The sequence below is a fragment of the Qipengyuania triglochinis genome, assembly GCF_054655615.1.
Window position 1 is genome coordinate 952,648 of record NZ_BAAHND010000001.1, and the last position, 23,598, is coordinate 976,245.

The 23,598-nt window shown below is 59.7% G+C and carries 25 protein-coding genes; 12 read left to right on the forward strand and 13 right to left on the reverse strand.

Going from position 1 to position 23,598, the window contains the following annotated elements; all coding sequences use genetic code 11:
• Nucleotides 1-159: 159 nt before the first annotated feature.
• Nucleotides 160-1,533, reverse strand: coding sequence for a class II 3-deoxy-7-phosphoheptulonate synthase (locus ACYQ0G_RS04725; protein WP_460099916.1), 1,374 nt, complete (start codon nucleotides 1,531-1,533; stop codon nucleotides 160-162).
• 108 nt (nucleotides 1,534-1,641) lie between these two features.
• Nucleotides 1,642-4,575: a M16 family metallopeptidase gene (locus tag ACYQ0G_RS04730; RefSeq protein ID WP_460099918.1), complete on the reverse strand. Its 2,934-nt coding sequence runs from the start codon at nucleotides 4,573-4,575 to the stop codon at nucleotides 1,642-1,644.
• A gap of 112 nt (nucleotides 4,576-4,687) precedes the next feature.
• On the opposite strand from ACYQ0G_RS04730, the gene ACYQ0G_RS04735 reads away from it, so the two are divergent.
• From ACYQ0G_RS04735 to ACYQ0G_RS04765, 7 genes are all read left to right on the forward strand, one after another.
• Nucleotides 4,688-5,266, forward strand: coding sequence for a NifU family protein (locus ACYQ0G_RS04735; RefSeq protein ID WP_460099921.1), 579 nt, complete (start codon nucleotides 4,688-4,690; stop codon nucleotides 5,264-5,266).
• Between the two features lie 28 nt (nucleotides 5,267-5,294).
• Entirely contained in the window at nucleotides 5,295-5,903 is a 609-nt protein-coding gene (locus ACYQ0G_RS04740; RefSeq protein WP_460099924.1) for a malonic semialdehyde reductase, read from the forward strand.
• A gap of 37 nt (nucleotides 5,904-5,940) precedes the next feature.
• Nucleotides 5,941-6,555 (forward strand): tRNA (adenosine(37)-N6)-threonylcarbamoyltransferase complex dimerization subunit type 1 TsaB, encoded by a 615-nt coding sequence (gene tsaB / locus ACYQ0G_RS04745; protein ID WP_460099926.1) that lies wholly within the window; start codon nucleotides 5,941-5,943, stop codon nucleotides 6,553-6,555.
• On the forward strand, nucleotides 6,552-7,004 hold the full coding sequence (locus tag ACYQ0G_RS04750) for a GNAT family N-acetyltransferase (RefSeq protein WP_460099929.1): 453 nt from the start codon (nucleotides 6,552-6,554) through the stop codon (nucleotides 7,002-7,004). The genes tsaB and ACYQ0G_RS04750 overlap by 4 nt, the downstream gene beginning before the upstream one ends.
• 116 nt (nucleotides 7,005-7,120) lie before the next feature.
• The gene (locus tag ACYQ0G_RS04755; protein ID WP_460099932.1) at nucleotides 7,121-7,561 is read left to right on the forward strand and encodes a Ros/MucR family transcriptional regulator; all 441 of its coding nucleotides are present in this window, start codon (nucleotides 7,121-7,123) and stop codon (nucleotides 7,559-7,561) included.
• Nucleotides 7,562-7,633: 72 nt separating this feature from the next.
• Complete coding sequence (locus tag ACYQ0G_RS04760) at nucleotides 7,634-8,056, forward strand: Fur family transcriptional regulator (RefSeq protein WP_460099935.1); 423 nt, start codon at nucleotides 7,634-7,636, stop codon at nucleotides 8,054-8,056.
• A gap of 181 nt (nucleotides 8,057-8,237) precedes the next feature.
• Entirely contained in the window at nucleotides 8,238-8,924 is a 687-nt protein-coding gene (locus tag ACYQ0G_RS04765) for a lysophospholipid acyltransferase family protein (protein WP_460099937.1), read from the forward strand.
• Here the strand turns inward: ACYQ0G_RS04765 and ACYQ0G_RS04770 are convergent.
• The 6 genes from ACYQ0G_RS04770 to ACYQ0G_RS04795 all read right to left on the reverse strand — a co-directional run bounded on the left by ACYQ0G_RS04770 (nucleotide 8,921) and on the right by ACYQ0G_RS04795 (nucleotide 14,385).
• Nucleotides 8,921-9,805, reverse strand: a complete 885-nt coding sequence (locus tag ACYQ0G_RS04770) for a LysR substrate-binding domain-containing protein (protein ID WP_460099940.1) — start codon at nucleotides 9,803-9,805, stop codon at nucleotides 8,921-8,923. The genes ACYQ0G_RS04765 and ACYQ0G_RS04770 overlap by 4 nt on opposite strands.
• Nucleotides 9,806-9,875: 70 nt before the next feature.
• The gene (locus ACYQ0G_RS04775) at nucleotides 9,876-10,793 is read right to left on the reverse strand and encodes a hemolysin family protein (protein ID WP_460099942.1); all 918 of its coding nucleotides are present in this window, start codon (nucleotides 10,791-10,793) and stop codon (nucleotides 9,876-9,878) included.
• Between the two features lie 24 nt (nucleotides 10,794-10,817).
• Complete coding sequence (ybeY, locus tag ACYQ0G_RS04780; protein WP_460099945.1) at nucleotides 10,818-11,303, reverse strand: rRNA maturation RNase YbeY; 486 nt, start codon at nucleotides 11,301-11,303, stop codon at nucleotides 10,818-10,820.
• A 41-nt stretch (nucleotides 11,304-11,344) separates the two neighbouring features.
• The gene (locus tag ACYQ0G_RS04785; protein ID WP_460099948.1) at nucleotides 11,345-12,388 is read right to left on the reverse strand and encodes a PhoH family protein; all 1,044 of its coding nucleotides are present in this window, start codon (nucleotides 12,386-12,388) and stop codon (nucleotides 11,345-11,347) included.
• A gap of 100 nt (nucleotides 12,389-12,488) precedes the next feature.
• Nucleotides 12,489-13,832, reverse strand: coding sequence for a tRNA (N6-isopentenyl adenosine(37)-C2)-methylthiotransferase MiaB (gene miaB, locus ACYQ0G_RS04790; protein WP_460099951.1), 1,344 nt, complete (start codon nucleotides 13,830-13,832; stop codon nucleotides 12,489-12,491).
• A 91-nt stretch (nucleotides 13,833-13,923) separates the two neighbouring features.
• Nucleotides 13,924-14,385 carry a peptidylprolyl isomerase gene (locus ACYQ0G_RS04795; RefSeq protein WP_224811918.1) on the reverse strand — a complete coding sequence of 154 codons (462 nt, stop codon included), beginning with the start codon at nucleotides 14,383-14,385 and terminating at the stop codon, nucleotides 13,924-13,926.
• Between the two features lie 95 nt (nucleotides 14,386-14,480).
• Here ACYQ0G_RS04795 and mgtE point away from each other — a divergent pair, with 95 nt between their 5' ends.
• The 4 genes from mgtE (at nucleotide 14,481) to ACYQ0G_RS04815 (ending at nucleotide 18,800) form a co-directional block, all read left to right on the forward strand.
• Nucleotides 14,481-15,941 carry a magnesium transporter gene (gene mgtE / locus ACYQ0G_RS04800; protein ID WP_460099953.1) on the forward strand — a complete coding sequence of 487 codons (1,461 nt, stop codon included), beginning with the start codon at nucleotides 14,481-14,483 and terminating at the stop codon, nucleotides 15,939-15,941.
• A gap of 233 nt (nucleotides 15,942-16,174) precedes the next feature.
• The gene (locus ACYQ0G_RS04805; protein WP_460099956.1) at nucleotides 16,175-16,564 is read left to right on the forward strand and encodes a DUF1489 family protein; all 390 of its coding nucleotides are present in this window, start codon (nucleotides 16,175-16,177) and stop codon (nucleotides 16,562-16,564) included.
• Nucleotides 16,565-16,742: 178 nt separating this feature from the next.
• Entirely contained in the window at nucleotides 16,743-18,488 is a 1,746-nt protein-coding gene (locus tag ACYQ0G_RS04810; protein ID WP_460099958.1) for a methyl-accepting chemotaxis protein, read from the forward strand.
• Between the two features lie 66 nt (nucleotides 18,489-18,554).
• Complete coding sequence (locus tag ACYQ0G_RS04815) at nucleotides 18,555-18,800, forward strand: hypothetical protein (protein WP_224811920.1); 246 nt, start codon at nucleotides 18,555-18,557, stop codon at nucleotides 18,798-18,800.
• Nucleotides 18,801-18,920: 120 nt separating this feature from the next.
• Here ACYQ0G_RS04815 and ACYQ0G_RS04820 read toward each other — a convergent pair whose 3' ends face one another.
• From ACYQ0G_RS04820 to ACYQ0G_RS04835, 4 genes are all read right to left on the reverse strand, one after another.
• Nucleotides 18,921-19,310: a hypothetical protein gene (locus ACYQ0G_RS04820; RefSeq protein WP_460099961.1), complete on the reverse strand. Its 390-nt coding sequence runs from the start codon at nucleotides 19,308-19,310 to the stop codon at nucleotides 18,921-18,923.
• Nucleotides 19,311-19,373: 63 nt separating this feature from the next.
• Nucleotides 19,374-20,063 (reverse strand): DsbA family oxidoreductase, encoded by a 690-nt coding sequence (locus tag ACYQ0G_RS04825; protein WP_460099964.1) that lies wholly within the window; start codon nucleotides 20,061-20,063, stop codon nucleotides 19,374-19,376.
• A complete protein-coding gene (gene nudC / locus ACYQ0G_RS04830) occupies nucleotides 20,060-20,842 on the reverse strand; it encodes an NAD(+) diphosphatase (RefSeq protein WP_460099967.1) in 783 nt (260 codons plus the stop codon). The genes ACYQ0G_RS04825 and nudC overlap by 4 nt, the downstream gene beginning before the upstream one ends.
• A gap of 81 nt (nucleotides 20,843-20,923) precedes the next feature.
• A complete protein-coding gene (locus ACYQ0G_RS04835) occupies nucleotides 20,924-22,237 on the reverse strand; it encodes a serine hydrolase domain-containing protein (RefSeq protein ID WP_460099970.1) in 1,314 nt (437 codons plus the stop codon).
• Between the two features lie 116 nt (nucleotides 22,238-22,353).
• On the opposite strand from ACYQ0G_RS04835, the gene ACYQ0G_RS04840 reads away from it, so the two are divergent.
• Complete coding sequence (locus tag ACYQ0G_RS04840) at nucleotides 22,354-22,575, forward strand: hypothetical protein (RefSeq protein ID WP_460099973.1); 222 nt, start codon at nucleotides 22,354-22,356, stop codon at nucleotides 22,573-22,575.
• Here the strand turns inward: ACYQ0G_RS04840 and mutY are convergent.
• On the reverse strand, nucleotides 22,572-23,591 hold the full coding sequence (gene mutY / locus ACYQ0G_RS04845) for an A/G-specific adenine glycosylase (protein WP_460099975.1): 1,020 nt from the start codon (nucleotides 23,589-23,591) through the stop codon (nucleotides 22,572-22,574). The genes ACYQ0G_RS04840 and mutY overlap by 4 nt on opposite strands.
• Nucleotides 23,592-23,598 lie beyond the last annotated feature (7 nt).

Here is a 23,598-nt window from a genome sequence, read left to right on the forward strand (position 1 = left end):
AAGGCCCGCCAACCAGAAACCTGAAACCGGTTGCCAGTCGGCAAATGACGGTTTCAGATTTAAATGGCATAGCGCGCGCATGGTTCCAGCCTTCACTCGCTGAGTGACGAGAGCGCCGCTGACGTCTAACCCGCAAGCAGAATGAGAAGAGCCGAGGTTCTAGGCGGCGTCCGCCTGCTGTTGTCCATGCTCGACATTCAGAGTTTCCGCGATGAGAAACGCTAGCTCAAGCGATTGTGCCGCATTGAGCCGTGGGTCGCAGTGCGTGTGATACCGGTCTTTCAAGGCTTCATCCGTGATCGCCACGGCACCGCCAACGCATTCGGTCACATCCTGACCGGTCATCTCTACGTGGATGCCGCCTGGGTGAGTTCCCTCGGCCCGGTGCACGGCGAAAAAGCCTTTCACTTCCGAAAGGATCCGGTCGAACGGCCTGGTCTTATAACCGCTTTCCGATTTCACGACGTTTCCGTGCATCGGATCACAGCTCCATACGACCGGATGGCCTTCTGCCTTCACGGCTCGAACGAGCCGTGGCAGACCGTCTTCCACCTTGTCGTGGCCGAAACGGCTGATGAGAGTGATACGGCCCGGTTCGCGACCCGGATTGAGCGTATCAAGCAATTTTAACATGACATCGGTCTCGAGGCTTGGACCGCATTTCATGCCGATGGGATTGCCGATGCCCCTCGCGAATTCAACATGTGCGCTACCTTCAAAACGGGTGCGGTCGCCGATCCACAGCATATGGGCGCTGGTATCGTACCAATCGCCTGTGAGGCTGTCGCGGCGAGTGAGCGCTTGCTCATAAGGCAGCAACAGTGCCTCATGGCTCGTGTAGAAGCTTGTGCCCTGCAATTGCGGCACGGTTGCCGGATCGATTCCACAGGCTTCCATGAAATCCAGAGACTCACCAATCCGGTCGGCAACGTCCGAGAACTTGTCAGCCCATGGGCTGCGGCCCATAAAGTCCAATGTCCATTGATGAACCTGCCGCAAATTGGCGTACCCACCTCCCGCAAAAGCGCGAAGCAGGTTCAGCGTTGCCGACGCCTGAAAATAGGCACGGACCATTCTTTGCGGATCATTGATACGCGATGCCGGATCGAAATCAATGCCATTTACATTGTCGCCGAAATAGCTCGGCAGCGTCAGGTCCCCCTGCGTTTCCGTATCCGAACTGCGTGGCTTGGCGAATTGCCCGGCCATCCGGCCCACCTTTACGACCGGTTGCTTGCTGGCGAACGTCATGACGACCGCCATTTGCAACAAGACGCGGAAAGTATCGCGAATATTGTTCGGATGGAATTCGGCGAAACTTTCCGCGCAATCACCACCTTGCAGGAGGAAAGCATTTCCAGCGGCAACCTCAGCAAGATCGGCTTTAAGAGCCCTTGCCTCGCCCGCGAAGACCAATGGCGGATGGCTTGATAGCGATTGCGTGGCATCATCCAGAGCCGCAGGATCTTCATAGCGCGGGAGATGCTTCGCTTCGAAGTTCTGCCAGCTATCCGGTGACCATTCGCGTGCCATTACCAGTCCAATTCATGATTATTCGAGATCGTGAGCCAAGCGCACCCCGCTTAACGGCGCAAGCAGCATAAACTTGCCTAACACAAAAGTGCGATTGCGCCGATCGGCTTAGCGACCCGTTTGCGCTCCGCTCTTAGCAGACCCACTCGTCAATGTCTGGCCCTCGGGTATCACCGCCATGCGCCAACCTGATGTCCCCCCGAAGTACTCGGTCGCAAGGGCAAGCATCGCCTCGGGTGTAGTCTGCGCGTAATCATTCAGAATTCCGCGAAGCGCCTGCATCCTACGTGGGTCTGACGTCGACCCTTCCAGTTCGAGAAGGTAGAAATAGTTACCGCTCGAAATCCGTTCGTAATAATTGCGCAGCGGTTCGGTCGCGCGGGCAAGCTCGTCGGCTGTCGGTGGCGTCTGCGTCAAATCACGGGCGATACGATCCGCCTCTGCAAAGAAGACTGGAACATCCTTCGGTTGGAGTTGAGCATATCCCATGATCGATCCACCACTTTCGACATCAGTGGGCCAGTCGAGCCTGACCGACGGGGCATAGCTCGCCCCGGATTTCTCGCGCATTGCATCAAGCAACCGGTTGGAGAACACCTCGGTCAGGATTGACAACTGGCGAGACTTGCGAATTTCCGCAACGCCGCCGCCGACAGGCCAAGCAATGACAGCTGCTGCCTGGTTGGCTTCACCCTTGTGGTAACGCACCACGGTTTCCCCAGCAGAAGCTACCTCGAAGTCGCGGTTCAATACTTCCTGTGAAATCGGCTTGCGATCGGGAAGAGCGCCGAAAGTGCGGGAAAGCGCGGCGACCGCTTCCTCGCGATCATAGTCACCGAAGATGAGGATTTCGATCGGACCCTGCTGCAGGATCGGTTCCCACACCCCGCGGAAGCCTTCGACACTGGTGTTCGCCAACGCTTCCGGGTCGGAGGTACGGAAAATAGGATTCTTGTTGTAGATGTAATATTCAAGGTCGCGGTTCAGGACGCCGCTGGGGCTCGCCTCATAGCTTTGATAGGCCAGCCTGCCCGCTGCCTTGGCGCGCGCAACCGGATTGGGATCCCAGCGCGGCATGCCCAGTTTGGCGGCGAAGAGATACAACTGGTCGGCCAAATCCTGTCGACGGGTCATGGCACTAAATGAGAAAGTCCCTTCGCCGATCTCGAAATCGAAGCCCATCTTGCGGCCCGTACTGATACGGTCGAGCTCTTCCTGTCCGAGATCACCCAGACCTGACTGTACCAATGCGCTCTCGCCAAGGCCGATATATGGCGCGTCATTTGCGTCGAAAGCACGCAGGCCAGCACCGAACCGAACCTTCACCGCCACCCGGCCCGGTTCGTGATCATTCGCCAGCAACAACGCCTTGACACCATTGCCAAACTCGATGCGCTCCACATCCCCAAGTCCGTGTGGCGTGCGCAGGACGATATCACCTGGCGCACCGATTGGAGGGAGATCCGCAAAATTGATGCTCTGCACAGCAAGACGCGCGTTGTTGTCAGCGTCGACGCTTTCGCGAAGCGCGGTTTTTATCGATGTTTCGGTGGCCTCGCCAGACTCTGGGGTCACGTAGGTCGCCCTGATGACCGAGCCGGAGAAAAGGTCGCGCGTATCTTCCAGCAGCGCCTGCGGAGTAACCTTTGCTTTCATCGAATTGAAAACCATCAGGAAGGTTTCGGGAGCGGCGATTGCCTCGCGAATGTCGACGGCATTCACAAGGTCATCTGCATACCCCGATGCTGCCAGAACCGAGCGTTGTTCGACCATATTGGCAAAACCAACTTCCATTTCCGCCAGCTCGCGATCCATCTCCTCCTGAGTGGGCGGGTTCGCCAACGCATCGGCAATCACCGAGCGCACATCGGTAAGCGCTGCTTCCCAGTCTTCCGTTAGCGGAGCGAACTGGACCAGCGTGGCGTGGGCCGAACGGCTGATCTTTGATTCACTTGCCTGAGCATAGAGATAGCTTCCACCGGCGCGGGCGCGGGCTTCAAGCCGGCGATTGATAAGCGCAAGCGCAACAGATTCCCGCAGGCGTCCTTCGTTGTAAACGATGGTATCGTCCACCTGCCGCCAAGGGCGGAAGTAGCCGAAGGTGAAGGCACGCGGCAGCGTCGGCTCAACGATAACGGCTGTCTCGCCAACGGGATTTGCGGGATCTGCATTGCCGGGCGCGACTGGATCACCAAAGTCCGGTGCTTTAGCCAGCTCTCCGGCCTTCTCCCAATCACCGAAATATTTCTCGATCATCGAAGCAAAAAGGACAGGGTCGAGGTCACCGACTACAGATATCACGGTATTCTGCGGACGATACCACCGGTCGTAGAATGCGCTTACCGAAGTTCCGTCAGCCGCCTGAAGGCTGTCTTCGGTTCCGATGGTAATCCGCTCTGCCAAGCGCTGACCTGCAAAAAGCGTCTGCATCGTCCGCTCGCTAACTCGCTCCCCAACCCCGCCACGCTCGCGCTTTTCTGCAAGAACGATCGGGACTTCCGCCCTCACATTGGCATCGGAAAGGACCGGCTCCCGCACCATTCCGGAGAGCAACTTCATACTCTCGTCAAGCTTGGCGGCATTCACATCAGGCAGGTCGAGCTTGAAAACCGTATGTGTCGGGCTGGTCTCCGCATTGGTGTCACTCCCGAAGGTCGCACCCAGCCGCTGCCAAGTAGGAATAGCTTCCGCCACACCAAGATACTTGCTTTCGCGGAAAAGCAGATGTTCGAGCAAGTGGGCATAGCCGAGCTCGCTATCGCTTTCATAAAGCGAGCCAGCATCGATACGCACCCTGATCGAAACCTGCCCAGGAGGAACGCCGTTTTCCCGGACGCCATACCTAAGCCCGTTGGCAAGCTCACCGAACTGCCATTCTTCGTCCCGCGGAACATCGCTATTCTCGTAAATCCAGGGAGTTTCTCCCTCCCTCTGCAGCGACGCGGGAGGTTCGACCTCCTGGGCAGGCAAAGTCTGCGGAGCGAGCAGTAGAAGCGGGAGAAGCAAAGCGATACGCCGTGCGGCGCGCAAACTATCAGTCATGGCGCGGGATATAGGAGGCGCCCAAATGAAGCGCCAGTGAATGAAGGAAAACCTTCGCTTGTGGAACTCAACTAGCCTTGTCCACACACGCCCCCAAACCTACATTGTTGTTATGTTCATCGAAACCGAAACCACGCCCAATCCTTCCAGCCTTAAATTCCTTCCGGGCCGCCCGGTCATGGGTCAGGGAACCCGCGAATTCGCTTCGCCCGAAGCAGCAGAAGCCAGTCCGCTGGCGCAAGCGATATTCGATACCGGCGAAGCAACGAACGTGTTTTACGGTGGCGACTTCGTCACGGTCACGGCGGCTCCCGGTGCAAATTGGAGCGATCTTAAACCGCAGGTTCTCTCGATATTACTCGATCACTTTGTTTCCGAAGCGCCGCTGTTCGCACCGGGCACGGCGGCAGGCATTGCCGTGCCCGGAGAAAGTGATCTTCTTGTCGAGGAAAGCGACGGCGATGCCGATATTGTCGCGCAGATCCATGAGTTACTGGAAAGCAGGGTAAGACCTGCGGTTGCCGGCGACGGCGGCGACATTCAGTATCGCGGTTACAAAGACGGCGTTGTTTATCTTCAGATGCAGGGGGCATGCGCAGGATGCCCATCTTCCTCCGCGACGTTGAAGCACGGGATCGAAGGCCTCCTGAAACATTATGTGCCGGAGGTCGTTGAGGTCCGCGAAGCGTGATTTCACGCAATCATACCCAAGGATTTCCATGACCCAGCAATATCACGATAACCACCTTTCTGCCGAAGCGCTTGACCAGATTTTCCGCGAAGCGCGCAGTTACAATGGTTGGCACGACAAGGACGTGAGCGATCAGCAGATAAAGGAAATCTACGAACTGCTGAAGATGGGGCCGACATCCGCCAATATGCAGCCGGCCCGCTTCGTATGGTGCAAATCGCAGGAATCCCGCGACAAGCTCGCCGAGTTTGCTTCTGAGGGCAATCAGGAAAAGATAAAGACCGCACCAGTCGTTGTCATCATCGGTTACGACATCGACTTCCATGAAGAGCTTCCTTGGCTCTTCCCCCACGCCGACGCCAAAAGCTGGTTTGAAGGCGATGAGGAAGGTCGAAAGGAAGGAGCATCGCGCAACTCTGCCTTGCAAGGCGCCTACCTCATGATAGCCGCTCGTTCACTCGGTCTCGATTGCGGACCGATGTCGGGCGTGGATCTCGATAAGATAACCGATCATTTCTTTGAAGACTCCCCGCGGCATCGCGCAGACTGGGTGTGTGCAATCGGATATGGCGACAAAGAAACGATTTTCGACCGCAGTCCCCGTCCTGATTTTGCCAAGTTCAATCGCATAGACTGACTTGAAGCATCGGATCGTGTGGGGCAGGACGCCGTCCATGCGACTGCTCGCCATAGATACGTCAGGTGAAGCTTGCTCCGTCGCACTATTCGACGGAGCTAAGCTGATCGATGCTCGTCACGAAACGATCGGTCGCGGCCATGCGGAGCGCTTGGTTCCGATGATAGCAGACCTGCCCGAAAGTGGGCGTTCTGATAGGATTATGGTCTCTCTCGGCCCGGGCAGTTTCACCGGAGTGCGTATCGGGCTTGCAGCAGCAAGAGCACTCGGCGTCGCTTGGAATGCATCGGTGGCTGGATACCCGACATTGTCTCTCATAGCGGCAATTGCGCAAGCCGAAGTATCTGGACCATGCGATATCTGTATGAATGGCGGTCACGGAGAGTGGTTTCTCCAATCTTTCGACAGTTCGGGATTGCCGATTACGGAAGTTCAGTCCCGCCGTCCCGAAGAAGCGGCACGTGAATTGACTGCTGCCGTTGTGGCTGGGAACAGAGCCGCTGACTTCGCTAAAATCTCCGGAAGAGAAATTCGATCGCTGGAAGTTGTAGCTGATGCACGTCTTGTGAGCGCCATCCCCGCGTCCCTCAAGATCTCGGCGCTTTCCCCTATTTACGGCCGGGCTCCGGATGCAAAGGCGCCCGGACAATGACCGAGCTGGACCGGTTGATGCAGGTCATGGAGGCCAGTTTCGATCCGCACTATCGTGAAGCGTGGACGCGGCGCCAAGTCGAAGATTCGCTTCTAGTGCCGTCAACTTTTGCGATACTTTGTAACGAAACGGGAAACCAAATCTCCGACGGTGAAACGGCAGCAGGCTTCATACTTGCAAGACAAGCTGCGGATGAAATCGAACTTCTGCTAATTGCAGTAGATCCATCTCATCGAAGGAAAGGCATTGGTTCACGATTACTGCAACGATTTCTAGATGTTGCCAGCGAACGTGGAGCAAGCGACGTGTTCCTAGAGATGCGCGCCAATAACCCTGCAGTATCTGTCTATCTTGCAGCCGGTTTCGAACAAATCGGACACCGCGCTGCTTATTACCGGACTGTTTCCGGAGAAACGATCGACGCCCTTACCTTCGGTAGAAAAGTATAATTGACTTGCCGTGTGCATCACGGTTGTACGTATGCGACAAACTGTATCTTGGTTACAGTTTTGTGTAGACTTGCTACTCTACGATGCATACTTCCGGCCGAAGCTGGAGTACTAACATGAACGATTTTCAAACAGATATGAGTGAAACACTCATCACCCTTACTTCGGATATTGTGGCAGCACATGTTTCGAACAACAGTGTTACCGTAGACGACGTACCTGCATTGATTTCCAATGTTTATTCTGCACTTTCCGGGTTGGGCGGAAATGGCACGAGTGAAGAAGAGCGTCCTGATCCTGCGGTTTCAGTTCGTGCATCGGTCAAGAAGGATCACATCATCTGCCTCGACTGCGGCAAGAAGATGAAGATGCTCAAGCGTCACCTTTCGACCGAACACGATATGTCGCCGGAAGACTATCGTCAGCGCTGGGACCTTCCTTCTGATTATCCGATGGTTGCACCGGATTATGCAGACACGCGCCGCGATCTTGCCAAAAAGATCGGCCTCGGCCGCAAGCCTGGTGAAAAGCGGACGCGAACTAAACAGTCTGCATAAAGCAGCAGTACCGCTTGAGATAGACGCCCCGCCCCGATAAGGTGCGGGGCGTTATTCATTCAGGAAGACGAATTGCATCAGCGTATCGATCTCGAACAGCTTTGTGCCGACAAGGGTCTGCGCATTACAGAGCAACGCCGCGTGATAGCCAGAGTGCTGTCTGAAAGCGATGACCATCCCGATGTGGAAATGGTCCATGCGCGGGCCAGCGAGATCGATCCGGGCATTTCGATTGCAACGGTTTATAGAACCGTCAGACTGTTCGAAGAGGCCGGAATTCTCGATCGACACGATTTCGGAGATGGACGGGCACGTTACGAAGCTGCACCGGAAGCGCATCACGATCACTTGATCGATGTGGAAAGCGGCAAGGTCGTCGAATTCGTCGATCCCGAACTTGAGGCGCTGCAAAAGCAGATTGCGGAAAAGCTGGGATATCGTCTCGTCGATCACCGGATGGAACTTTATGGTGTCCGGCTCGACCGCGAGAACTGAGCGCAAGCTCGCCCGCTATTCCGCGAAACGGCTTGCCGCAGCGGCCGGAGAGAAGGTCCCGCTGAGCGCACCAGGATGGGTCCGGTTCATTTTGCGAATCACCGGCATTTTCCTTCTGTTGCTAGTTTTCGTCCCCTTGCATTACGCCTATCGCATTTTTGCGTACGGCTCACCCTTCCCCATGCTTTTCCTTCGCTACACCGCGCGCGTAGTCGGGGCCCGGGTGGAAGTAATCGGCACCCCTCTTCGCCGCGATGTCTTTTTCATCGCCAACCATATCTCGTGGATCGACATCCTAGCGATGGCAGGGGCCAGCGGCACTGCGTTCGTTGCCAAATGGGAGCTCAGTCAGGTCCCCGTAATAGGCTGGCTTTGCAGTCTAAATCGTACCGTTTTCGTCAAGCGCGAACACAGGATGGGCGTAGCTGAGCAAATCAACGCCTTGAAAGAGGCGTTGCATGACAATTGGTCTATCACGGCATTTCCCGAAGGCACTGTAACTGACGGGCATTCGCTACTGCCGTTCAAGTCATCGATGATTTCCGTGCTGGAGCCGCCGCCTGCAAGCGTCATGGTCCAGCCAGTGGTGATCGATTATGGCGCAAACTCGGAAGAAATTTCCTGGATCGGAGAGGAAACCGGGCTCCATAACGCTATGCGGGTCATGGCGCGGCGCGGCACGTTCAACATGCGCATCCATTACCTCGATCCGTTCAGCCCGGAAGACTATCGTGGCCGAAAGGCAATCGCTGCTAAAGCGCGCGAGGAGATCGAACGGCAGCTTGTTACCAATCTCGGCAAGCCACTTCGGGATTATCAGCATGTCGTCGAAGCGGTACGGTACCGCCCCAAGGCGGCTGAGGTCTAGAGATCAGCCTTTACCAGCCAGTCATGAAACAAGCGCACCGGCCGCTCTTCCAGAGCCGTTGGCTTGCAAACAAACCAATAGCTATAGGGGCTCTCAACCGTAGCGTTGTAAAGCGTCGCAAGCCGCGGATCGGCCGCCCGCCGCATGTGGTCATCATGCATGATGGCGATTCCAAGCCCTTGAGCGGCTGCTTCCAGCATCAATTGGCCTGAATCGAAATGATCGATCGCGGCGGGCTCCAGATTGGGATGCCCGATCTCGGCACGCCAGGCGGAAAAACTTTCCGGCAATTCATTATGGATGAGAAAGGTCTGCTTAGACAGCTGATCTTCATCTGGGACATCGCCTAGTCTGACGGCTAGATTCCGGCTGCAGATCGCGTGAACCTTATTGTAATCCAGCCTCACCGCATGAAGCCCCCTCGAGGGGCCACGCGAGAGAATAATCGCCGCATCCAGTACGTCGCCCACCCTGTCCTCCAGATGGGCGCCCGTATCGATATCTATGTGCAAAAGCGGGTGCCGGGCTCGAAGCTCGGCTAGACGCGGGAATAGGCGCTGGCTTCCGAACAAGGGAAGCACACCGAGGTGCAGCCGCAGTACCGAGAGATTTTCGGACTGGCTTTCGACCGCCCTCGCCAAAGCTTCCAGCTGCGGATTAACTGCTTCGTAAAAGGCGTGGCCGTCATCGGTAAGCTGCATCGCCTGACGTGCCCGGGTAAACAGCTTTTTCCCGACGAACTCCTCCAGATTGCCGATGCGGCGCGACAAAGCACTCGGGCTTAAGCCCAGCTCGTCGGCCGCAGCACGGGCGGACCCTAAGCGGACGGTCCGGACGAAGGCTTCGAGAGCGCGAAGGGGAGGTAGACGGCGAGAGGCCATACGCTTGGCCTATGCATTTAAACGCCACCTGTCGAGTATGGATGTGCGCTTTTCTGCAACTCACACACGATCAATCGAGCGGCTCTTCAGGCTCCGGAGCGTGGAGCCGCAAGCGCGTTACATGGGTTTCGTCGCCGTCGGTCACTTCTATGCGCCAACCCGATGAGTGCTCCAGTATCTGGCCCTTGGGCGGGACCTGTTCGGCCAAGACGAAGGCGAGCCCCCCAAGGGTATCCACGGACTCTTCTACTTCGGCAAGGCGAGGATCGATACGATCTGCCACGTCGTCCAATTCGGCACGCGCATCGCAATCCCACATGCCGTCACCGATAGAAGCAATCCACTCTTCCGGCGCATCGTCATGCTCGTCTTCGATTTCGCCGACGATTTCCTCGACCAGATCCTCGATCGTAATGAGACCATCGGTCCCGGAAAATTCATCGAGGACAATTGCCAGATGCATACGTTGCGAACGCATATCTGCCAGCACATCGAGGGCATTACGCGTTTGCGGCACGTAAAGCGGTTGCCGCATCAAAACCGTCCAGTCCTCCGGCGGTGGCTTACGCTCTGCCAAGAAGGAAAAGATATCCTTGATGTGGATCATGCCGATGACATCATCGAGCTGCCCGCGATAAACCGGCATGCGTGAATGACCGTGCTCGGAAAAGGTCGACACGACTTCGTCCCACGTCGCGTCTGCATTAATCGCGATGATCTCACCGCGTGGCACAGCTACGTCGTCCGCATCGTGTTCCGAAAAATGGAGCAGATTGCGAAGCATTTGACGCTCCACTCCCGAAAGATCACCTGTCGCGCTATCTTCCGAATCTTCGGAGCCCTTTTCGCCCTCGTGCTCGTCGATCGCTTCCTCGAGCTGGGCGCGCAAGCTGCGGCCACCACCTTCGGCGTCAAACAATTTGCGGATTGCGGGCCATAGCCCGCTGCTACTCTCCGCGTCTCCGGCGGGGGGTGAAGAATTGGCCATGGGCCGTTTTGCTACTCCAAAAATTCAGCGATCCCCATATGGGTCCGCGATACCTAGTTTTGCAAGCGCTTCGATTTCGAGTTTTTCCATCGCCGCTGCCTGACTGTCGGAATCCACATGATCGTGCCCGGCAAGATGCAAGAAACCGTGAACGAGCAAATGGGCTGTGTGGTCCGGCAGGCTGACGCCCTTTTCCTTCGCTTCCCGCTCACAGGTTTCGAAAGCCAAGGCAATATCTCCGAGCATTTCCGGGGGGCCATCCGCCTGCAAAGCTAGCAAGTCCTCGCGTTCCAGCATCGGAAAAGACAAGACATTCGTAGGCTTGTCCTTTCCGCGCCATTCTCTGTTTAGCTCGTGAACTTGGCTATCGGTCGTAAACAACACGCTGGTCATGAGACGTTCGCTGGCAAGAGCGGGTTCGCTATTAAGAAGCGCGCTGTGCGCTTGCTGGCAAAGTCCTTCCCAATCATGGCCCTGCGGCCAGCCGTCTATTTCGATATCCAAGTGCAAAGCGCAGATCCGATGTGTTCGATCTCGACTATTACCGAGTGTTAGCTCGTCGGGCCTTCATAGGCTTCGACAATACGTCCCACGATCGGATGCCGCACCACATCGGCTGCGGTGAAGCGGATCGTTCCAAAGCCATCGACACCTTCCAGCTTGCCAACTGCATCTGCAAGCCCGCTCATGCCATCGCCACCGGGGATGTCGACCTGTCGCGGATCGCCACAAATCACCATCCGGCTATTTTGGCCAAAGCGGGTGAGGAACATCTTCATCTGCTCCCGCGTGGTGTTCTGCGCCTCATCGAGGATGACGAAGGCATCGGCCAGTGTGCGCCCGCGCATAAAGGCAATCGGCGCGATTTCAATCTCGCCCGAGGCGAGCCGCCGCTCGACCTGTTCCGGCGGCATGCAGTCGTAGAGCGCATCGTAAAGCGGGCGCAAATACGGATCGACCTTGTCTTTCATGTCTCCCGGCAGGAAGCCGAGCTTTTCACCGGCTTCGACCGCGGGGCGGGACAGGATCAGGCGCTGCACACTTCCAGTAATCAGCTGCGCCACTGCCTGCGCAACGGCGAGATAGGTCTTGCCCGTACCGGCCGGCCCAAGCGCGAAAATGATGTCGTCACGAACCAGGCTGCGCATATAGGTCGCCTGCATGGCGCTACGCGGCACGATGGTCTTGCGCCGCGTACGGATCATGATGGGCGGTCCGCCCTTGGCGTCGCTCAGCTTGCCGTCGACAATTCCGTCCAGCGTGGGTTCGTTAGACATGGCGATCAGAGATTCGATGGCTCCAGCGTCGAGATCTTGCCCCATGGCCAGCCGGTCATACATTTCATTGAGCACATCACGCGCGCGGGCAACGCTGTCTTCCGGGCCTTCGATGTGGATCGCGTTTCCGCGAGCCGAGATGAACACACCTAGGCGGTTTTCCACCTGCACCAAATTGGCGTCGAACTGTCCGAAGAGCGCGCCGAGCAGGCTCTGGTTGTCAAAGTTCACATCCACCTGCGCGCGGCGAACCTCGCGCTGGGGTACGGGCGGTTTGGTCAGGGCCGGGTCGGCCTGCCGTGCTGGTTTGCGAGCCATCTGCTCCTTTCGCGAAGGGTTACGAGTCGGAAATCTAGGCACTCCGGCCCGCTAAGCAAGGTAGGCCCTGCAAATATGGTGGAAAGTCACGCGCCTGTAATCAGGCAGCAACCCGTTCCCGTAGCTTGCCAGCGAGCGAATTCGGTCCCGCTTCGACCAGTTCTGCCGTCACAAGATCGCCGATAGCTGCTTCGCCTTCGAACCAGACACTCTGCAACCAGGGCGACTTGCCCAGCCACTGTCCGGGAAGCTTGCCCTTGCGCTCTACGAGCACTTCGCAATTCCGCCCAACGCTCGCCTCATTGAAAGCCATCTGGTCGCGATTGAGCGCGGCCTGAAGGCGCTGGAGACGCTCGTCCATCACTTCTTTCGCTACCTGCCCATTCATCGTGGCGGCGGGGGTACCGGGGCGTGGTGAATATTTGAAGCTGAAGGCCTGCGCGTATTTGACCTCGTCCACCAGCGCGAGGGTTTCCTCGAACTCGGCATCGGTTTCGCCGGGGAAGCCGACGATGAAGTCGCCCGACAGCGCGAGGTCCGGGCGCGCGTCGCGGAAGCGCTCCAGAAGCTTCAGGTAGCTTTCCGCCGTGTGGCTGCGATTCATGGCCTTCAGAACACGATCGCTGCCCGCCTGCACCGGCAGGTGGAGGAACGGCATGAGCTTGTCGATCTCGCCATGCGCGGCGATCAGATCGTCATCCATGTCGGCAGGGTGACTGGTAGTGTAGCGGATGCGCGCGAGCCCATCGACCTTGGCGAGATCGCGTATCAGGCCCGCAAGGCCAACCGAGTGGCCCTTCTCGTCCTCTCCCGACCACGCCGATACATTCTGCCCCAGCAGGGTGATCTCCCTGGCACCGGCATCGACCAGCTTCTTCGCTTCGGTGACGAGGTCCGCATAGGGCCGGCTGATTTCAGCGCCACGGGTATAGGGCACCACGCAATAGGTGCAGAACTTGTCACAGCCTTCCTGCACGGTGAGGAAGCTTGCCGGATTGGTGCGGCGACGTTCGGGCAATGCGGCGAACTTGGCGATCGCGGGCATGTCCGTATCAGTCGCCCGCTCGCCCTTCACAGCCTTGTCCAGCATCTCGGGCAGACGGTGATAGGCCTGCGGGCCGACGACCATGCTGACCGCCGGACTGCGCGCCATGATCTCTTCACCTTCGGCCTGTGCCACGCAGCCGGCCACAGCAATCAGCGGTTCCTTACCGACCTTGCGCCCGGCCTTGGTCAGGCGTCCGATGTCGGAATAGACCTTCTCGGCTGCCTTTTCGCGGATGTGGCAGGTGTTCAGCACGACGAGGTCGGCTTCCTCGCCATCGGGCGCAGGCACGATGCCCTGCTCGCCCAGCATCTCGGCCATGCGCTCGCCATCATAGACGTTCATCTGGCAGCCGAAGCTCTTGACCCTGTAGGTCTTGGGGGGAGTGGTAGGTTTCATGACAGGCTGGCGCACATAGCGAAAAGGTGTGGGTCCTACAATGCGAAGGGCGGCACGCGGCCGCCCTTCCTATTCGAGATGATGGAACGACTTACGAAACAGTCGCCTTCACGATCTTGCCCGGGTTCGCCGGCGGTTCGCCCTTGGGCAGGGCGTCGACGTGTTCCATGCCGCTCTCGACCTGGCCCCAGACGGTGTACTGGCCGTCGAGGAATTCGGCGTCGTCAAAGCAGATGAAGAACTGGCTGTTGGCGCTGTCGGGAACCTGGGTGCGGGCCATCGAGCAAGTGCCGCGGGTGTGCGGTTCGCTGTTGAACTCGGCCTTGAGGTCGGGCTTGTCGCTGCCGCCCATGCCAGTGCCGGTCGGATCGCCGCCCTGCGCCATGAAGCCGGGGATCACGCGGTGGAAAACCACGCCATCGTAGAAGCCTTCGCCCACCAGCGTGGTGATACGCTCCACATGGCCGGGTGCGAGATCGGGGCGCAGCTTGATCACCACATCCTTGTTTTCGCTGTCGCCGGTGTCGAGGGTGAATGTCAGCTTGTCTGCCATTGGTATGTCTCCTGTAATACGGTCGGCGCCTCATTAGCAGGGACAGCGCCTGTGTCACGGCTTGCTTTTCGGGTAACGCTCCCTAGAGCGGCGATATGGTCGACGAGACGCGCCTCGACGAAGACGATGTGATGCTGGCGCCGGATGCGGAGAGCGGGCCGGAGGACGGCGCGCGCCCCGACGACCGTATCGACGACGAGCGCATGGACGAGGAGAACACGCTGAAACGCGAGTTCGTCCGCTCGGTCGAGGAAGCGCTCCAAGCCGGCGCGACCGGCCAGCTCTACGATCTCGTCGAACCACTGCACCCCGCCGACGTCGCCGACCTTCTCGAACTGTTCGAGAAGGAGGACCGCCACCGGCTGGCCAGCGAGATCACCGATCTCATGACCAGCGAAGTCGTTGCAGAACTCAACGACTACGTTCGCGACGAGATGATGGAAGCGCTGCCTGCCGATGCGGTGGCGCAGATTGCCGAACAGCTCGATACCGACGATGCCGTCCAGCTGATCGAGGATCTGGCCGAAGACAACCAGAAGGCCATCCTCGCCGAACTCGATCCGGAAGACCGGATCGCCATTCAGACCGCCCTCTCCTATCCAGAGGAGACCGCCGGGCGGTTGATGAACCGCGAATTCGTAGCGGTGCCCGAACACGTTACCGTGGGCGATATCATCGATTTCCTGCGCGATGGGCGCGACCTGCCCGAAGACTTCTTCGAGATCTTCGTGATCGACCAGCGCATGCACCCCGTCGGGACCTGCCAGCTTTCGTGGATCCTGCGTACGCCGCGTAATGTTGCGCTGGGCGATGTGATGAAGCGCGACCAGACGCTGATCCCGGCCACGCTCGACCAGGAAGAGGTCGCGCTGATGTTCCAGAAGTACGGCCTCATCAGCGCCGCCGTGATCGACGAGGACGGCCGCCTGGTCGGCCAGATGACGGTCGACGATATCGTCCACATCATCGCCGAGGAAGCGGGCGAGGACGCCCTGCTCATGTCCGGCGCGGGTGAAGGCGACATCAACGAACCGATCCGCGCAGCCTATTCCAGCCGCGTGCGCTGGCTGGTGGCAAATCTGGGCACGGCGCTGGTCGCCAGCCTGATCATTGCCGCCTTCGGGGCCGCGATCGAACAACTGGTTGCCCTTGCGGTGTTGATGCCCATCGTCGCCAGCATCGGCGGCAATGCGGGCACCCAGACCATGGCGGTGACAGTGCGCGCCATCGCGATGAACCAGCTGACCAGTTCGAACACGGGCCGCATCCTGTGGCGCGAATTCCGCGTCGCCACGCTGAACGGCGTGACCATTGCGGTGCTCATCGGTGTGGCGACGGCGGCCATCTTCACCCCCACGCTGGGCGCGGTCATCGCGCTGGCCATGGTGATTAACGTGGCAACCGCCGGGCTTGCCGGGGTGCTGGTGCCCGTGGCCTTCGACCGGCTCAATCAGGACCCGGCCGTGGCAAGCAGCGTCTTCGTGACCATGATCACCGACTCGATGGGCTTCTTCGCCTTTCTCGGACTGGCCGTGGCGAGCGGGATTGCAGGGTAGTTTCCTACAGGATGGAGCACATGGAGCACGGTCCAGAGGGAAAAATTTCCTGGCCCGGTTTGGGTGCGTGAACCGGCGGAATTGGGCGCTTTCGTGAGGGGAATGCAGAAGCATTCGGGCACCCTGCATCCGATCCCGCTTTGTAGGAAAGGCCTTTTCCCGCACGATCCATGTGGCCCCCTCCCTCAGGTCCCAGCGGTTGCTCTTTCGGACCGAATTCCTATGTCCTTGCCATGCCGCTCCATCTGACCAAGATCGCGTTCGGCGCGCAGAGCTTCAACGATATCGAAAGCTGGTACGAACAGCGGCGCAGCCCCAATCTCACCACACGCTATCGCCCCACCAAGTGGGAGGAGTGCATCGGCGGATCGCTTTACTGGATCCACCAGCATTCGATCGTGGCGCGCAGCGAAATCCTCGGTTTCAGCGAAACACCCACCGGGCGCTGGTCGATCGACCTCAAGCCCGAACTGGTCCGCGTCCACCCTCGCCCCAAGCGCGCCCATCAGGGCTGGCGTTATCTCAAGGGCGATCCCCCGCGCGATCTGGAAGAAGGCGAGGATATCGGCGATGTCCTGCCCGGCAAACTGGCCGGAAAGCTCGAAAGACTGGGCCTTATCTGACCCAAGCCCCTGATCCGTCACCTTTGTGACACGAAGCGGCCTCGCGGTCATAGTGGTTAAGGAATATTAACCTTCAAGCCCCTGATAAACCTTCATTTTCCTGTCATTTTTCCGGTGTAGCCGCGCTCGCAAACCACCCTGCCGAATGACTCCGGCGAGGTAGATCGGGGCCTGCATTATGACCATCCATGCCAAGTTCCCTTCGCTCGGGGACGCAAAGAACTGGGCGCCAGCCGAAAAGCGGCAAGCTGCGGCGCCGCTTCGCAAGGTTCTGGCGTCGCGCCGCACGATCCGCGGCCAGATCGCGATTTTCGTGATGCTCGCCGTGGCCATACTGCTGGGCCTCGCCGCACTGCTTGGGGCGGGCCTATACCAGTTGTCGCTGCGATCGGATCAAAGTGCCGTCATTGCGGAGCGCGCGCTGGCAGCTTCCCAATTCGATACGGGGATTGCCCAGAGCCGCTACCACGCCTCTCGCTATGCGGTGACCGGCAATGAGGAATCGATCCAGGCCGCGTTCGCGTCGCTGGAAGATGCGAGCAAGCGGCTCGACAGATCGATGGCTACGGACGTGACCGAAGCGACCTCGCAAGAACGTATCGCATGGCTGCGAGATCAGGTTTCGAGTTTCCGCCCAGAGCTGGTGGCCCTGCGGTCTTCGGTCTCGACCTATGGCCCGCAGGAAGATGCGGCCACCCTGGCCCAGGCAATCGACGTCAGCGGCAGCCTGTTATCGGGCCAGATCGGCGAGATAGAGGGCGAGCTATCGGACGCTGCCGAGCGGTCAAAGAACGAGCTGGAAAGGCTCAAATTCTGGATGTCGATCGGTGCGCTCGCGCTGATTCTCGCATGTGGGCTGGTGGTGGTTCTGGCGGCGCGGCGCATGGCTGGCCAGGTGTCGCATTCGCTGGGCGAAATAACCGGCGCGATGACCGCATTGGCCGAGGGCGACAGTTCCATCGCCATACCCTTCGTGGAACGCGAGGACGAGATCGGCGAGATGGCACGCGCCCTCGTGATCTTCCGTGAAAGCGCCGAAGCGCTGACCAATCTGCAGCGTAAGGCCCACGAGGACCAGCAGGTGCTGCTGCGCGATCTCGCACGCGGTTTCGAAGGTGGCATGGGCGACGTGGTGACCAATGTCGCCGCTGCATCGCATCAGCTGGAAAAGACCGCCAGTTCCATGGCCGGAGCAGCCAGCCAGTCGGTCGAACTGGTGGAGGATGTCGTTCGCCGGATGAACGATACTTCGGCCGGAATGACATCGGCCGCAGCGGCAACCGACGAGTTCGCCATGTCGATCGGCGAAATCGGCAAACAGGCCGCCCAGTCCGCATCGCTGGCCCAGGACACCCGCACCAGTGCGGAACTTGCCGATGAAACGATGAAGGATCTTGCCCGCTCGGCCTCCGAGGTGGGCGAGGTGGTCGATCTGATCGCATCGATCGCCGACCGGACGAACCTGCTCGCTCTCAACGCGTCGATCGAAGCCGCAAGGGGCGGCGATGCGGGACGCGGTTTTGCCGTGGTGGCAAGCGAGGTCAAAGAACTCGCACGCCAGACCCGCGAAGCGACCGAAAGCGTTTCGGCCAAGATTGCCTCCATGCAGGCGAGCACCAGCAGCAGCGCTGGTGCCCTGACCGCGATCGGAGAGCGGATCCGCGAAGTGGAAGCGACAGCCACCACGATCGCCGGAGCCGTCGATCAGCAATCGCTGTCGAGCCAGGAACTGGCACGCAGCCTCGATTTGGCGGTGGCCGGTGTCGGCGAGATAGAACAGAGCATCGAACAGCTGCGCGAACGCGCGCGGGACACGGGGATGGCTGCCGACCAAGTGCTGGGCGCGGCAACCGGGCTCGATGGGGACGCCCGCGCGCTGGAACGTGAGGCGACGGCCTTCGTCGGAAAGATTCTCGCCGCCTGAGAAAGGCGCGCTTTTCGGAACATCGCAGCAGGGCCGACCGTTGATTGGGCAAAGGAGATAACAAACATGCCCGAACGCCAGTCAATGCACCCCGACAATGAACTCATCGACGAGATGACCAAGCATCCTACCCCATCGCAGCAAAGCTCGTCGGGTGGCGAAGTTAACCGCAGGGTCGGCAAACGCGGCGAACTGAACCGCGCCACCGATCCCGAAAACCGCGAACCGGAAGTCGGCTCGGACAATCCCGCGCAGGACGCCAAGAAGGGTGAAAAGACCCGTCAGGCGATGCAGGATAGCCGGTCGAGCTAAGTTCGCTCAAAAAATCCAACCAAAAGACCCCGCCCTCAACGGCGGGGTTTTTTGTGACCTTGAAGGTTTTCACTGGCAGATTGCGAATGTCCGCTAATGGGGTGGGAAGCAGTCGGCGTGTCACTTACCCCGCAAAACGCGTTGACGCGATTTAAGAGTGCTGACGATGGCTGCTATCCCAAAGAGCGTATAACCACCGACAAGAACACCTATATCGAACTCTTCAGACGCGCTTAGGCTAAACGAGAGCGCCAATGCCCCTGAGATGATGATCGCGAGAGCGTAGCGCCAGCGAGCATTGTTGAAGTTATAGAAATCCTCGACGATTTCTTCCTTGCGATTTTCCATTCCCCAAGCGGCGTGGCCGATCACCTGTTCCCACGACCAATCCATCAAGAGCAACACGCCAAGACTGAATATACCGATAGCCATCGGTGACGACGGCGGGGCGGAAGTCAGCATCGGAATGGCTATCAGCGAAATGCTTAATGCCAGCAAAGCCCATCTCATCTCCAATTAGTGCCCTTGATCGAAAATGTCCGCAATGGGGTCGCTAACAGACAGCGAGCGACGTCACCTGTCCGCGACAGTCTTCTCCGCCACCCGCCTCAGCGCATTTGAATATGCTTCCGGCGGTTGTGCGCCGGGGATGATGAAGCGGCCTTCGACCAGCATGGCAGGCACGCCCATGATGTTCAGCTCCATCGCCGCGTGTTCTTCGGTGCGGGTCTTGCGGGCGATGTCCTCACGGTCGAGCGCGACGGCAGCGGCATCTCGGTCGAGCCCGGCCTCCTGAGCAACATCGAGCAGCACTTCGCGCTCGCCGATGCGGCGGCGGTGGTTGAAGTGGGCTTCGAACAGCGCGAGCTTCAGCCGGGTTTGGGCCTCGGGTCCGTGCTCTTCCAGTGCCCAGGTCAGCAGCCGGTGCGCGGCGAATGTGTTCCACATCATCGCATCGGGCGCGGGCTCTTCACCCTGATAATCCAGCGACACGCCAGCCGCCTCGGCTGCGGTGCGCATCTGGCCCTGCACATCCTTCGACTGTTCGATGGTCCGGCCGTATTTACGGGCGATGTGGGCGGTGCGTTCCTCACCCTCGTCGGGCATGTCGGGATTGAGTTCGAAGGCGTGCCAGCGGATTTCCGCCTCTATTTCACCTTTCAGCTGGCCAAGCGCCTGCGACAGATTGCCCCAGCCGACGAGGCACCAGGGGCACATGACATCGGACCAGATGTCGATCGAGAGTTTGCGCGGCTCGGTCATTTCTTCACCCACCATTCCATCAGATAATGCGCGATCGCATGCGGCGGCGGGGCGATGAAGGGGCCGTTGCCTGCCAATGCAGCAACCACATCTTCGCGCGTGTACCAGTCGATCTCGGCCATCTCGGTTTCATCGATCGTCAGCGCGGTGTCGTCGGCGAAGGAATGGCAGCCGATCATCAGCTGGCTGGGGAAAGGCCATGGCTGGCTGGCGATATAGGTCACATCGCGCACGCGCACGCCGCTTTCCTCGAGCACTTCGCGCTGAACGGCTTCCTCGATGCTTTCGCCGGGTTCCACGAAGCCGGCCAGCGCGGAAAACCGCCCTTCGGGCCAGCCTAGCCCGCGGCCGAGCATCAGTTTGCCGTCATGTTCGACCAGCATGATGGTGACCGGATCGGTGCGCGGAAAATGGCTTGCCCCACAGGCGGTGCAATCGCGTTGCCACCCGCCTTTGGCGATCTTGGTATTCCCGCCGCATTGCGCGCAGAAGCGGTGCCTTGCGTGCCAGTCCACGATACTGCGCGCCCCGCCGTAAAGCGCCAGGTCATCAGGGGCGAGCGTTGCCATGAGCGACCACAACTGCGGATTGGCGAGCCTCGGGCTGGCACCTCCGGCAGGCGGGACCGCGGCGAAACACGCCTTGCCATCGTCCAGGCCCAGGAAAACCAGCTCTGCATCTTCCGGCGCATCGGCCAGCGTGCCCCAGGCTAGGCCGCCGGCATCGTCGAGCGCGGGTATCAGGCCGTCGAGCGCCAGCAACCGCGCCTTCCAGTTCATATAGCCTGCCAACCGTTCGGGATCGGCGCGGACGTGATCGGCGCGGTCCAGCCGCGATCCGGTAAACGAAAGTGGGATGGCTCAGGCTCCCTGCATGGCGGCGAGATCGGCCAGCACGGCCTCGGGAAAGCCCTCGTGAATGGGGTAGGCTTCGGACGGCATATATTGCGTCATCATGGTGGCGCGCAGATTGGCCTTGTAGCTGACGACGGCGACCGTGCCAGCCGCCCCGCCCCAGCCATAGGCACCATCCTGGACCCGCCCACCGGCGCCGAAGCCCTGGCCTTCGATCCACGTACCCTTGGTGGTCGCGGTTTCGGGCAGCAGGTTGGACGTGCCCAGCTTGACCGCAGCTTCGCTCATCACGCGGCGGCCGTCGATCATGCCGTAACCCAGCAGCATCGTCAGGAAGCGGTCGTAATCGCGCGCGCTGGAGACAAGGCCCGCCCCGCCGAAGGGGAAAGCCGGCTTGTCGAGATAAACCGAAGCCGCGGCCGGATCGAGCGGGAGGAGATTGCCGCCAAGCACCCCGTAATTGGTGGTGAGACGGCCGACTTCGCTTTTCGGCACGCGGAACCAGGTGCTGTCCATGCCGGTCGGTTCGAAGATCGCGGTGCGCAGATATTCGTCGAACGGCATTCCGCTGACGACTTCGATCACGCGGCCCATCAGGTCGAGCCCGACCGAATAGCTCCATTTCGTACCCGGCTGCAGCACCAATGGCATGCGGGCGAGGTTGTTGGCGAATTTGTCCAGCCCGGCGATTGCCTCGTCGCGGCCAAGGCCGGGGATCGGCAGGCGGCTGACCTGGCCGGGGGAGATACCGTATTTGGCATACATCTCGCGGATCGGGCCCTGCTGGACGATGCCATAGCCAAGGCCCGCAGTATGGGTCAGCAGTTGGCGCACGGTAATCGGCCGCTCGGCAGGTTCAAGATCGGTGACCGAACCATCATAGGTCTTCTGCACCATCATGTTGGAGAATGCGGGGAGTATCTCGGCAATGGGCTGGTCAAGGCCGAGCTTGCCCTCATCGATCAGGATCATGGCCGCCATGCCCGTGATCGGCTTGGTCATCGAATAGATGCGATAGAGGCTGTCCGCATCCGCGCGCTTGCCGCTGCCGAGCGCGAGATCGCCGCGCGCGAGATAGGTCGGTTCGGCTTCGCCCCAACCAAGCGCCGCGACCATATTGGCCAGCTTGCGCCCGCCGACATATTTATCGATCATCGCCTGCACGTGAGGCCATGCTTGCGCCGCTTCAGGCAGTGCCTGCGCAAAGGCGCTGCGGCCCAGCGGTCCCGCAGCCAGCGCGGCGCCTGCGGTGAGCCACGCCCCGCCGCGCAGCAAGGATCGGCGCGAAATTTCCGGTGCGTCGAATTCACGATAAGCCATGAAGCGTCCTCTTTCCCTCAAACTTGTTCCGGCGATTGATGCGGATTTGAAGCTGAACGGTCAATTGCGAAACGAAACCTCTTGCAGCCGCGCGGTGCCCTATCCATATAGGACACATGCTTAATCTGATTTCTTTCCTGTTCGGAATCGTCTCGCTGATCATCGTCATTCCCTCGACCATTCCGCTGCTTGGCTGGGGTAACTGGTTCGCGCTGCCGCTGATCGTGATCGGCGTGGTGATCGGCCAGCTTTCGTCGAGCAATAGTGGGCGTAATTTCAACCTGATCGTGCTGCTGATCGCGGTGATCCGCCTCTCGCTTGGCGGCGGGCTTATCTAAGCGAGCGCCAGCCGCGCAGCCTTGGCGAAGAGGGTCGGCAGGCCCGCTTCGTCCAGTCGGTCGATGGGCCACCATTCGCCGTCGCCCGTGGGCATTTCTCGTCCCGTATAGCGCTGGACAGATAGCTCCAGCGCGAAATGCGTGAAGGTGTGGCGCACCAGGCCGGCGGCGTTCCATTCGCCTTCCAGTGGCGCTTTCGCATCGCCATCCCCGCGGGCGGACCAGCCGTCATCCGGCAGCGAACGCATTCCCCCCAGCATCCCCTTACCCTCACGCCTGACCAGCCACACCGCGCCTTCGCGCTCGATCCAGTAGGCATTGCCTTGCCGCACAGGCTTGACCTTCTTCGGCTCTTTGACCGGAAGCCTGGCCGGATCGCCATTCTTCAGCCCCTTGCACTCCGCAGTCAGCGGGCACAGCAGGCATTTCGGATCGCGCGCCGTGCAGATCGTTGCGCCAAGATCCATCATCGCCTGAGCGAAATCGCCTGCGCGCTTATCGGGCGTGATCGTGTCGGCGCAGCTGCGGATCTGCTTGCGAACGCCCGGCAAGGGCTCATCCAGCGCGAAGAGGCGTGCCACTACGCGTTCGACATTCGCATCGACTACCACCGCGCGCCGACCGAAGGCGATCGCCGCCACGGCCGCCGCGGTGTAAGCGCCCAATCCGGGCAATTCGCGCAACCGCTCCTCCGTATCGGGAAAGCTGCCCAGCTCAGCTACGGCGCGCGCCGCCTTCACCAGATTGCGCGCGCGCGAATAATAACCCAGCCCCGCCCACGCCGCCATGACGTCTTCTTCGGGAGCTGCGGCAAGGTCTCGCACCGTAGGCCAGCGGGCCGTGAACGCTTCGAAATAGGGTTTCACCGCGGCCACCGTGGTCTGCTGCAGCATGACCTCGGACAGCCATACACGATAGGGATCGGGCGCGGCCTCGCCCGGCATCGCACGCCACGGCAATTGCCTTGCATGCGCATCATACCAGTCGAGCAATTTTTTGGAGACTATGGCGGCCACGGCGCGC

Excerpts from the sequence above, each read along its gene's own strand:
- ACYQ0G_RS04775 (WP_460099942.1), bottom strand. The coding sequence starts at position 10,793 with ATGGCCAATTCTTCACCCCCCGCCGGAGACGCGGAGAGTAGCAGCGGG.
- ACYQ0G_RS04725 (WP_460099916.1), bottom strand. The coding sequence starts at position 1,533 with ATGGCACGCGAATGGTCACCGGATAGCTGGCAGAACTTCGAAGCGAAG.
- ACYQ0G_RS04755 (WP_460099932.1), top strand. The coding sequence starts at position 7,121 with ATGAACGATTTTCAAACAGATATGAGTGAAACACTCATCACCCTTACT.
- ACYQ0G_RS04735 (WP_460099921.1), top strand. The coding sequence starts at position 4,688 with ATGTTCATCGAAACCGAAACCACGCCCAATCCTTCCAGCCTTAAATTC.
- ACYQ0G_RS04765 (WP_460099937.1), top strand. The coding sequence starts at position 8,238 with ATGCTTTTCCTTCGCTACACCGCGCGCGTAGTCGGGGCCCGGGTGGAA.
- ACYQ0G_RS04820 (WP_460099961.1), bottom strand. The coding sequence starts at position 19,310 with ATGAGATGGGCTTTGCTGGCATTAAGCATTTCGCTGATAGCCATTCCG.
- ACYQ0G_RS04805 (WP_460099956.1), top strand. The coding sequence starts at position 16,175 with ATGCCGCTCCATCTGACCAAGATCGCGTTCGGCGCGCAGAGCTTCAAC.
- nudC (WP_460099967.1), bottom strand. The coding sequence starts at position 20,842 with ATGAACTGGAAGGCGCGGTTGCTGGCGCTCGACGGCCTGATACCCGCG.
- ACYQ0G_RS04840 (WP_460099973.1), top strand. The coding sequence starts at position 22,354 with ATGCTTAATCTGATTTCTTTCCTGTTCGGAATCGTCTCGCTGATCATC.
- miaB (WP_460099951.1), bottom strand. The coding sequence starts at position 13,832 with ATGAAACCTACCACTCCCCCCAAGACCTACAGGGTCAAGAGCTTCGGC.
- ACYQ0G_RS04835 (WP_460099970.1), bottom strand. The coding sequence starts at position 22,237 with ATGGCTTATCGTGAATTCGACGCACCGGAAATTTCGCGCCGATCCTTG.
- ACYQ0G_RS04785 (WP_460099948.1), bottom strand. The coding sequence starts at position 12,388 with ATGGCTCGCAAACCAGCACGGCAGGCCGACCCGGCCCTGACCAAACCG.
- ACYQ0G_RS04795 (WP_224811918.1), bottom strand. The coding sequence starts at position 14,385 with ATGGCAGACAAGCTGACATTCACCCTCGACACCGGCGACAGCGAAAAC.
- mgtE (WP_460099953.1), top strand. The coding sequence starts at position 14,481 with ATGGTCGACGAGACGCGCCTCGACGAAGACGATGTGATGCTGGCGCCG.
- ACYQ0G_RS04825 (WP_460099964.1), bottom strand. The coding sequence starts at position 20,063 with ATGACCGAGCCGCGCAAACTCTCGATCGACATCTGGTCCGATGTCATG.
- tsaB (WP_460099926.1), top strand. The coding sequence starts at position 5,941 with ATGCGACTGCTCGCCATAGATACGTCAGGTGAAGCTTGCTCCGTCGCA.
- ACYQ0G_RS04750 (WP_460099929.1), top strand. The coding sequence starts at position 6,552 with ATGACCGAGCTGGACCGGTTGATGCAGGTCATGGAGGCCAGTTTCGAT.
- ACYQ0G_RS04810 (WP_460099958.1), top strand. The coding sequence starts at position 16,743 with ATGACCATCCATGCCAAGTTCCCTTCGCTCGGGGACGCAAAGAACTGG.
- ACYQ0G_RS04815 (WP_224811920.1), top strand. The coding sequence starts at position 18,555 with ATGCCCGAACGCCAGTCAATGCACCCCGACAATGAACTCATCGACGAG.
- ACYQ0G_RS04740 (WP_460099924.1), top strand. The coding sequence starts at position 5,295 with ATGACCCAGCAATATCACGATAACCACCTTTCTGCCGAAGCGCTTGAC.
- ACYQ0G_RS04770 (WP_460099940.1), bottom strand. The coding sequence starts at position 9,805 with ATGGCCTCTCGCCGTCTACCTCCCCTTCGCGCTCTCGAAGCCTTCGTC.
- ACYQ0G_RS04730 (WP_460099918.1), bottom strand. The coding sequence starts at position 4,575 with ATGACTGATAGTTTGCGCGCCGCACGGCGTATCGCTTTGCTTCTCCCG.